Annotated in this window: 7 protein-coding genes; 3 read left to right on the forward strand and 4 right to left on the reverse strand. The window is 49.3% G+C overall.

Annotation, left to right across the window (positions count from 1 at the left end; all coding sequences use genetic code 11):
• Positions 1 to 458: 458 nt before the first annotated feature.
• The 3 genes from DCW36_RS14965 to DCW36_RS14975 form a co-directional block, all read right to left on the reverse strand.
• Positions 459 to 905 (reverse strand): 6-pyruvoyl trahydropterin synthase family protein, encoded by a 447-nt coding sequence (locus tag DCW36_RS14965; protein WP_114783459.1) that lies wholly within the window; start codon positions 903 to 905, stop codon positions 459 to 461.
• Entirely contained in the window at positions 902 to 2,713 is a 1,812-nt protein-coding gene (locus DCW36_RS14970) for a hypothetical protein (protein ID WP_114783461.1), read from the reverse strand. Before DCW36_RS14970 ends, DCW36_RS14965 begins: the two co-directional genes overlap by 4 nt.
• A gap of 315 nt (positions 2,714 to 3,028) precedes the next feature.
• On the reverse strand, positions 3,029 to 3,220 hold the full coding sequence (locus DCW36_RS14975) for a cold-shock protein (RefSeq protein WP_114783477.1): 192 nt from the start codon (positions 3,218 to 3,220) through the stop codon (positions 3,029 to 3,031).
• 156 nt (positions 3,221 to 3,376) lie between these two features.
• Between DCW36_RS14975 and DCW36_RS14980 the strand changes: the two genes are divergently transcribed.
• A complete protein-coding gene (locus DCW36_RS14980; protein WP_114783463.1) occupies positions 3,377 to 3,838 on the forward strand; it encodes a DUF4268 domain-containing protein in 462 nt (153 codons plus the stop codon).
• Positions 3,839 to 4,569: 731 nt separating this feature from the next.
• Here DCW36_RS14980 and DCW36_RS14985 read toward each other — a convergent pair.
• On the reverse strand, positions 4,570 to 4,953 hold the full coding sequence (locus DCW36_RS14985; protein ID WP_114783465.1) for a DUF2116 family Zn-ribbon domain-containing protein: 384 nt from the start codon (positions 4,951 to 4,953) through the stop codon (positions 4,570 to 4,572).
• 117 nt (positions 4,954 to 5,070) lie between these two features.
• Here DCW36_RS14985 and DCW36_RS14990 point away from each other — a divergent pair, with 117 nt between their 5' ends.
• Positions 5,071 to 6,537 carry a tyrosine-type recombinase/integrase gene (locus tag DCW36_RS14990; protein WP_114783467.1) on the forward strand — a complete coding sequence of 489 codons (1,467 nt, stop codon included), beginning with the start codon at positions 5,071 to 5,073 and terminating at the stop codon, positions 6,535 to 6,537.
• A gap of 177 nt (positions 6,538 to 6,714) precedes the next feature.
• Complete coding sequence (locus tag DCW36_RS14995; protein ID WP_125185484.1) at positions 6,715 to 7,338, forward strand: hypothetical protein; 624 nt, start codon at positions 6,715 to 6,717, stop codon at positions 7,336 to 7,338.
• Positions 7,339 to 8,127 lie beyond the last annotated feature (789 nt).

Here is an 8,127-nt window from a genome sequence, read left to right on the forward strand (position 1 = left end):
TTCAGACGCATTACCACTGAAATTTACACCCCTATAATCCCCTCAAGGCTAATCTTGTAGGGAAAAAATGGTATAAATAAACGATTCCTGCCGCAAGTTTGAGCGCAGCGGTAACTTGTGGTTATTTATGAGGCCAGTTTTCAACTGGCGTGTCTGGATATCGGTGCTTTTGTGCGCACGCCAGTTGAAAACTGGCCCTAATGAGAACCACAAGTTACCGCTGCGCTCAAACTTGCGGTAGGTAACAATCAAAAAAGCCAATAGGCATTTAAATTATTTCAAATTTTTCCCTATAAGATTAGCCTCAAGGGGATAGTTTACACTACCATCGTCCCTATTCGTTCCAAAGGGGCTAAACAGAAAAGATATGGAACAAGATAAAGCGAGGACGCTTGCGATATAACTATTATTTAACTAAACGACCTTGCTTCAAAAACTCCCTCCTTTACACCCCTTTCTTAATTATCAGCGGCATACCACTCTGCAAACGACAGCTGCGTTTCCCAGAGCTTCAGGCTATGCAGCTCTACCTGTGGCGGCAGGGTCAGCCGTATCCTGTCCTTAAAGTCGAGCAGCATGTTTTCGCAGGTGGGCTGGTAGGGCAGGAGCACCAGTTTCTGGTGGTGCCGCCGCAAACTTTCAACCAGGTCATCGGGCGTGTCGTGGTTCAGTAGCAGGGCATGGTCCACGTGCTGTAGTACCTGTTCCTGTACCAACTGCTTCAGGTCGCCGAAGTCGAGCACCATGCCGTTTTTGGGATGGTTGCTGTCCGACAGCGGCGTACCGATGACGGTTACCTGCAGCTTGTAGGTGTGCCCGTGAATGTTGCGGCAGGGACCGTCGTAGTAATGCAGCGCGTGTGCAGCCTCAAACGAAAAGAGGCGGGTCAGTCTGATTCTGCTCATAGGGTTACGACCTCCAGTGCTTCGGCAAAAAGTTCGTCCTGGGCTGCCTGCAACTCATCGAGCATATGCACCTGGCGCTCCGGGTGGTTCGGGAATAAGGACGGCAGCAGCTGTTTGTAATAGCCAATGCCTTCCTGCAGGTTCTGCCAGAACGCTTGCAGGTATTTGAGCTGCTTTTCTGAGAGGGTATTCAGGTGTTCGTGCTTTTTGTTTTTCCAGTAATCGATGTACATGTGCAGCTCGTTGATGAACATGTGCGGCCGGTAGCTGTTGTTTAAGGCATTGAACCGACCATAGATATGATCTACCATCTGTTGCAGCGTGAAGGTTTGCGAGAAGTAGGCCAGGTTTGGTCCCGGGCAGATGGATACGCCTTTGGTAGCCACTCTGCGCTGGATATTGTTGCAAAACACTGCGGTGTTGGCCAAGCCCTCGCACAGGCATTCCTTTGCCAGCACAGCCGCTTCAGCTTCCCGGTAGGCCTCCGGCGACAGGTTCAGGGCCCGCAGCTGCTGCAGTTTGAGGTGCTGGTATTGCCGCGAGGCGGTGCAGATGGGCTCATCGGTAAATTCAGTGTTCGACACCAGGTGTTTTTTAACGCAGGGACTGCCCGGCACGCCCCGTTCGACCCGGTCGTATTTGTTTTCTTCGCCGGTGGAGCCGCGCAGGGTGTTGAAAGGAATGCCGAGCGGCGACACCGGGCTGAGGTACAGGTCTTCTTTTCCGGCACTCGTCAGCCGCTGCAGCGTTTCTTCGTCAACAGTGGTTGCTTCGGGAACGAGCAGGAACGGCGTGCCCCAGCCGGTGCTGTCCATGCCGTAATGCTGCAGCAGGAACTCATGCTCTTCGGCTGTACCGATGCCGCCCTGCACGGTCAGGCGCAGCTCGGGCAGGTGATAGGGCACATGCAGTCCCCTGCTGGCCAGCGAGGAGCAGAACAGGCTGTAGAGCTCCTGGCGGAGTGCGTTCTGGTGCTGCCGGAATTCTTCCATGATCGGGCCCAGCAGGTAGCCATCCGTGGCAAAGGCATGTCCGCCGCAGTTCAGGCCAGATTCTATCCGGAACTCCGACACGAACAAACCTCTTTTGGCCAGCATCTTGCCCTGCACAATGGCCGAACGGTAATCGCTTACTTTTACGATAATTCTTTTCTGGAAACGCCCGGCCGCATCCGGGTAAAAACACGGGAAATTTTCCATGTAGCTGAAAAGCCGCATGTTCATGCCCGCCGACAACACCACTGACGAATGCACCTTGCTGTTGGCAAAGCCGCGTAGCGCTGCCAGGGCATCGGAATACTCCTGCGGCAGCATTTCGCCCGTGGGGCCGAAGTTGGCTTTGTCGAGCTTGGTCATGATGTTGACGTCGATGTTGCCGGGCACGATGGCATGTTTCAGTTCCTGTTGCAGCAGGTACTGTTGTACCATATCGGTTTCCTGCAGCATGAACAGGTAATCCTGTTTCAGGAGCGAGCTTTCGGGCAGGAGCTCGAAATATTTTGTCAGCCGGGTACCCGGTACAAATTCTTCCTGCCGAACTTCTTCTATTTGCTGTTTTACCAGTTCATCCACCAGGTCGAGGTAAGCCGTAATGCGCCTGGCCCTGTAGTCTTCCTGCTCCGAGGTAATGGCCTCGTAAGGCTTTTGGTATAACTGGCAGTAATGAGCGCGCATTTGCTCGATCAGGGTATCGTCGCCCAGCGATATAACAGAGGATATACCGAATTGCGCTACTTTTAAAGGAGAATCGATGGAGAAGCCCAATCCCATGACCGGGATATGGAACGTGTGAACAGCTGGTTGTATCATGTTGACGTATGGTGTAAAAAAGCGCAGTTAAAAACTGCCGCCTTGGGTTGCCTGGTACTTGTTTCTGGCTGCAAGTTAGCAACACGTAGCCCGGGACGGAATGAGGTGTATCAGCCTGTAGAATGACTTTTGTCAGTTAAGAAAGGAAACAGCCGGTTTAGAAATGGGTAATGTATGTTCGTAAGTTTAAGGCAAGGCGGGCAAGGCTGAAGCAGCCAGGTAAAACGAAGAAGGCCCCCGGTGCTTTTGCTCCGGAGGCCTTGATGAGGTGTGCCTGCCTTGATTGGGGCAGCGCGGGAAAATATGGTTAACAGACTAAGCCCGTTTTACATTTACCGCATTTAGTCCTTTTCTTCCTTCTTTAAGTTCGAAAACTACTTCGTCACTTTCCTGTACCTGATCTACTAAACCAGTAACGTGTACGAAGTACTCTTGTCCTGAATTAGCATCTTTAATAAAACCAAACCCTTTTGTTTCGTTAAAGAATTTTACTGTTCCTTTGTTCATGTAATTGATATTCATTGTAGCTGTCTGACAATCTTTGGGTTAGATACGTTCCATTCCGGCTGAAAACTTCCGGATTTATTTTTTTTTTGCTGCCATTGTCCGGCCGGCTGCTATGCTGCTTTTGGCGGTTTTGCTTCCTTTGCCTATTTTAGGGCTATGTACACCCGAGAACAAGCATCGCAACTCCGGCAGGCCTTCTGGACGACCTTTGGCCAATATATTTCCCCGCTTCCGTCGGCCGACGGCCTGAAGGTAAACTGGCTCAACTATAAAACCGGCCTCCGGCATGTGTACTTCCGGATGCAGGCCGACAACAAGAAAGCTTCCATTGCCATCGAAATCACCCACCCGGACCCGGAGATCCAGCAGCTGTTCTTCGAGCAGTTCCGGGAACTGCGCGGGGTGCTGGAGAGTACGCTGGAGGAAGAATGGGAGTGGGAGCTGCACACCACCGACGAGCATGGCAAAATTATCAGCAGGATATCAAAAGAACTGGCCCCGGTGAACCTCTTCAACCGCGACGACTGGCCGGCGCTGATCTCTTTTTTCAAGCCCCGCATTATCGCCCTGGACGAGTTCTGGAGCGGCGCCCAGTACAGCTTCGATGCGTTGCGCTAATCAGGTTTCAGGAGCAGCAGCGGGTGTGGTGGCAGCTGCAGCAGACTTTTTTTTATCAAAAATCCTTTTTTAGGGTGAATTAGGGAATTGATAATGTACTTAACTCTTTGTTACTGTTCATCCGGTGCCCTCTACCTTACATTTTCATAGTTGGCTCCAGCGCTCCTCGCCCGCGGGGCCGCGTTTTCGCATCCGTCGCTGTCTGATTGAACCTGCCCTTCGCTGCGCTGCGGGCTGCTGAGCAGAGCTCAGCACCGGAACAATCAGAAGGCTCCTACTGCGAAAACTGGAAACGTTTTTCCTTCGAGCCAGTTTTTAAAATTTGTCATTTCGACCATTCCCGAGGCGAGAGCCGAAGGGAGCCAGCGTAGCTGTGAGAAATCTGAAGTCCACTTACACAGGTGAAATATCCCAGATTTCTCACAGCTACGCTGGCTCCCTTCGGCTCTCGCCTCGGGAATGGTCGAAATGGCAATGAATAATTTTGGGTTTTAGCCTGACGGCTATGGTCTTGATACAAAAAGAACCAAAAAAAATCAAGACGATAGAAACTCGCTGAACGCCCCAACAGTGGAGTGTCATTTTACCCACCTGGCTGGCGGCGGCACTTCGTAGCTGGAGAATAATTTTTTATCTCATCTTTCCTTATTCCTTTCATCGTTCAATCTTGTTATCGGCGGTTCAGACAGGAGCAGCAGCGGGTGTGGTGGCTGCTGCAGCAGACTTTTTGCTTAGCTTTTGCCATCCATGTAGGGTTGGTGGTTGACGATGAGGACTTTGTCTTCGTCGAGGAGGAGGTAGCCGTAGTCGTAGCAGAGGTAATAGGTGTTGCCCTGCTTGGTGCGGTAGAGGTGGGTAAAGTAACGGAAGTCGAAACCGGCAATTTCGAGCACGGAGCGGCGGAGGGTGGTTTTGCCGTTGGGGCTGGCCTGCCGCAGGATGTTGCGGTTGCGGCGCAGCACCTGGTTGATGTGGCGCATGAGTGCTTCGCTCTCGTCGCCTTTTTTGCGGATGTTGGTGTAAGTGGCGCGGCACTGGTCGGAGCAGAAACGTTTGTCTGCGCGGCCTGTAATGCCGGTGCCGCAACTTTGGCATACCTTGTTCTCCTGCTCCATAGCCGTAATTATTCTTATATATCCGGATACATCCGAATAATTCGGATACTTTCGAATATATTCGGATATATACGGGTAAATTTCGGCTAAGGCTTTGCCGGCTGCTATTTTGGCTGCATGTCTTTTGAAACAAACAAAACCCGCTCTTTTTCCGACAACACGGTATTCCTGAACCTGCTGGAGCATGGGGGGAAGAAGTATATCCGCTTCTGGTATAAAGCAAACCCGTTTATAAGCAGCAAGTTAAAGGAGGCGCCGTGGGTAAAGTTCAGCAAAACCTACAAGTGCTTTGTGATGCACCACACGCCGCAGGACATCGAGCGCACCTATGCCCTGTTTCGCGGACTGGCCCGGGTGAGTACGCAGTACCTTTACCGGCCAAAGCGCCTAAAGCCCGACAAGCACACGCCGGTGCTGGCCGGTACGCAGGCCGAGCCGCTGGCAAAAGTGCCGGTGGTGCCGGTGGTGCGCCTGCAGCCGCTGGTAACGGCGGAGGGCACGCAGGTGAGCATCACGTTCCGCTACAGCAAGGAGATTTATAACCGGCTGAAGGAGAGCCAGGTGGCGCACTGGCACACCGGGCAGCAGTGCTTTGTTTTGGCCCCCGGGGGCCCGCCGATGCTGGCGCTGCTGGAGGAGTTGCGGGGGCTGGCGCAGCTGTGGCTGAGCCAGGAGCTGCAGGTAAAGGACCTGGTACTGCAGCGGGCACTGTGGGAGCAGAGCTACCTGAAGGGGCCGGCGTACCTTACCTGTCCGCTGGACTACCTCGAGAAGCTGTTTTTGCTCAACTACAGCCCCAACACCATCCGGACGTACCACAGCCTGCTGCTACGCTTTTTAAACAGCCACGCCGAAAAAGGGCTGGAGGGCCTCCAGACGTTTACCGAAGAAGAAATTAACCATTACCACCGCAGCATGGTGCAGACGGGCACCTGGTCGTATTCGTTTATCAACCAAAGCATTAATGCCGTGAAATTTTATTACCAGCGCGTGCTGCAGCGCCACGAAGTGCAGCTAACCCAGGTGGAGCGGCCCGAAAAGCCCGAGCGCCTGCCCACCGTTTTGAGCAAGGAAGAGGTAGCCAAAATACTCAAAGCCACCGATAACCTGAAGCACCGCTGCATGCTGCAGCTGCTTTACGCCAGCGGCCTCCGGATAGGGGAGGTGATCAACCTGAAAATTACGGATGTGCAATCGCAACGGAACGTGCTGCTGATACGGGGCGGCAAAGGCAAAAAAGACCGCACCACGCTACTCTCGCAGAAGCTGCTGGAAAACCTGCGGGCCTATTACAAGGAGTACAAGCCTAAAATGTGGCTGTTTGAGGGGCAGTACGGCGGTCAGTACACGGTAGACAGCATCCGGAACGTGTTCCGGGCCTGTGTGGCAAAAGCAGGCGTGAAGACAAAAGCCACGCCACATACGCTACGGCACTCTTTTGCTACGCATTTACTGGAACAGGGAACAGATTTACGTTACATTCAGTCGCTGCTAGGGCACCGCAACAGCAAGACTACCGAGATTTATACACATGTGACGATGCATGCTTTAGATAAAATTGTGAGCCCGCTGGATAATCTGTAGAGAAAGTGTATATTGGCAGAAGAAAATTAAGATGGAGACAATAGGCAACATAGCGGTAAAACCAAGGTCCATCTGTACAGGAAATGGATCCGCAACAACTCCGCACATAGTGCAGATAAGCCGAATAACTCCGTTTATACTGTAGTTGTGTGATATAGAAATAATAAAGAATCATAAGTGAAAGCTAAATTTGCTCTAGTTGCCCTACTTTTTACTTGCTACAGTTGTAGAAGTGTGCAACAGACACAATCGAACTTATTTAATTTTGAAGAATATAAGACAATCAGTAAGCCTACTACAAAGCAGGATTCAGCCATTGTTTTTATAAATCTGATTCATAATAAGATGTTTAAGGAGGCGGAGAAAATTTTTCCTAGTATGTTCAAAATAGATGTGTCTCCTTTCATTCGGAAGGGAACAGATTATTCTCCCTATTTGGGTGGTGTTGGAGAGTTTGCGCTTGAGTATATGAATACGTTTGAAATGATGGCACTGGCAGTATTTCTGGAGCATCAATACAATACGCATAATGATGTTTATGATATGCTTTTAAGTACTAGCCTTGACTTGGACTCAACTAATGTGGCAGCTATGTTCCTTCTGGCTAAGCTGCGTTATGAACAGGATGTAAAGGACGATGCTTATTTCCTTGTTCAGCATATGTATAGACTTGAACCTGAAAATAAAGAAGTTAGCGAACTTTACACCTTTTTTGAAAAGAATCATAAACCTTTAGAAAATAATCTTCCAAGCTTTAAAGAGTTCATCAATGAAGAGGTGCATTATCGAGATTTTGAATAACTACACCACACAACCAAGTTCAGCCTTTATGCTTGGCTACGCCTCGCCCATCGGCTGCACCAGCACGTTGGGCAAAATAATTATATAAAAGAGAAACAGTCTGCTGAAATTGATATACAATATTCAAATGAACCACGTAGCTTCTCATCAAATTACAGTGGAATCTTCGCCTTCTTTGGTAGGATAGGGCCACGGGAGAGTTTTTATTCTGTTCTTATTAGTGGCTTAATTTGATTCGAATCTTATGGACGATTTAATCATGCATCTTTATTGGCTAGTTATGTCTTTCAGTTTTCCTGTAGTAGATATTTTAATAAGTATGTGTATTACAGTTACATTAGCTTATATAATATCAAAAAAAAGAAAGCAAAAATTTAAAGTATTATCTTTATTCAATAAAATATTCTTCAGATCATGGATTGTTTGCTCAATTCTAGCCTTTTTTTCAATAATAATTTTTGAAATACAACCATTACTTTCTTTTCCAGTAAGCTTGTTCTATTTTGTTATAGTTGCAATTATTACAATTTTTCAGTACAACAGCCTAATTAGGGATATTTAATATATTCAATATTATACTCCAAGAGAAAAGAAATAATCAAGCAAAGTATCGGGTCAATAATGTAATATAACTCTGCCCAACCCAGCACATGAGCAAAGCTTCGGCTGCGCCTTGCTCACCTCATGTACGAACACCGTTGGCGTGCAGTGCGAATACAAATTTAGTAGTACATGCGGTGAATGAAATGCAATCCAATGTGCGATGAGCCTGAGAGAATATTAGTGTCT

It is taken from the genome of Botryobacter ruber (genome assembly GCF_003347595.2).
Lineage (GTDB): Bacteria > Bacteroidota > Bacteroidia > Cytophagales > Hymenobacteraceae > Pontibacter > Pontibacter ruber_A.

Bases quoted from the DNA above. Each gene is read 5' to 3' on its own strand.
- DCW36_RS14965 (WP_114783459.1), bottom strand. From the start codon at position 905: ATGAGCAGAATCAGACTGACCCGCCTCTTTTCGTTTGAGGCTGCACAC.
- DCW36_RS14985 (WP_114783465.1), bottom strand. From the start codon at position 4,953: ATGGAGCAGGAGAACAAGGTATGCCAAAGTTGCGGCACCGGCATTACA.
- DCW36_RS14970 (WP_114783461.1), bottom strand. From the start codon at position 2,713: ATGATACAACCAGCTGTTCACACGTTCCATATCCCGGTCATGGGATTG.
- DCW36_RS14975 (WP_114783477.1), bottom strand. From the start codon at position 3,220: ATGAACAAAGGAACAGTAAAATTCTTTAACGAAACAAAAGGGTTTGGT.
- DCW36_RS14980 (WP_114783463.1), top strand. From the start codon at position 3,377: ATGTACACCCGAGAACAAGCATCGCAACTCCGGCAGGCCTTCTGGACG.
- DCW36_RS14990 (WP_114783467.1), top strand. From the start codon at position 5,071: ATGTCTTTTGAAACAAACAAAACCCGCTCTTTTTCCGACAACACGGTA.